Origin of the sequence: Dyella acidisoli (assembly GCF_030160295.1) — a bacterium.
Lineage (GTDB): Bacteria > Pseudomonadota > Gammaproteobacteria > Xanthomonadales > Rhodanobacteraceae > Dyella_B > Dyella_B acidisoli.
Window position 1 is genome coordinate 1 of record NZ_BSOB01000042.1, and the last position, 761, is coordinate 761.

General features: G+C 57.6%; 1 protein-coding gene. It reads left to right on the forward strand.

All coding sequences use genetic code 11. The annotated features are described in order from the left end of the window. Window positions 1–372 precede the first annotated feature (372 nt). The coding region (locus tag QQJ86_RS16235) for a DUF6531 domain-containing protein (protein WP_284322011.1) at window positions 373–761 on the forward strand (389 nt) is incomplete at its 3' end.

The following is a 761-nucleotide window of genomic DNA, read 5'->3' on the forward strand; positions in this document are numbered from 1 at the left end:
CCCGTGGCACACCTTGCCACCTTGGTGAGGCCTCATACATAGATGCAGCCGGCATTCGGGGATGAAAAAAGCGGTTGACGAAGGGGGCGAGTCCATACATAGGTTGGGGCGCAAACCCCAACATCACCATGTGGATCGCAACAAGCATGTTGAGGTTTGCACCCCAACCTACACGCTAATCACGCCCTGTGGGCAGGAGGTTAGGGCGGGTATGCAAGCGAATGATGATGCAAGGCATTGATTGTGCGATTAAGAAATAAAAGTCATAAGAAATTCTCGCCCCAGCCCTAAACTTTTGCTCCAAATCCCAGAATAGCCATCCCGAACAACGAAGCCGCCGCGGTGGCGGCCCGTCTATTAGGGAGCAAGACAATGGTTGCAGTGATCACGGGCAATGGTCTGGGCCTTGGCAATACCTCGTTGACACAGCTAGGCACCGCGCAAGGTGGTTCGCCTTCGCTAGGCCAAGCCGGCAACCGCAGTTACGTCAACACCGCCACCGGCAACCTGGTCCTGCAAAGCGCCGACGAAGGGATGCTGTTCGACGGTTTGCCGCTCAACGTCTTGCGTACCTATAACAGCCTGGGCCAGCTAAGCAGCAACGGCTGGAGCTACGGCTTCAGCCGTAACGTGAGTGGTCTCACCGGTACCCTCAATACCGCCGGCAGCACGATCACGCGCACCGACGATGACGGCGCCAGCGTTGTTTACACCTATAACGCCACCCTCGGCGTCTACGTCAGCACCGCGCAAAGCGGCGC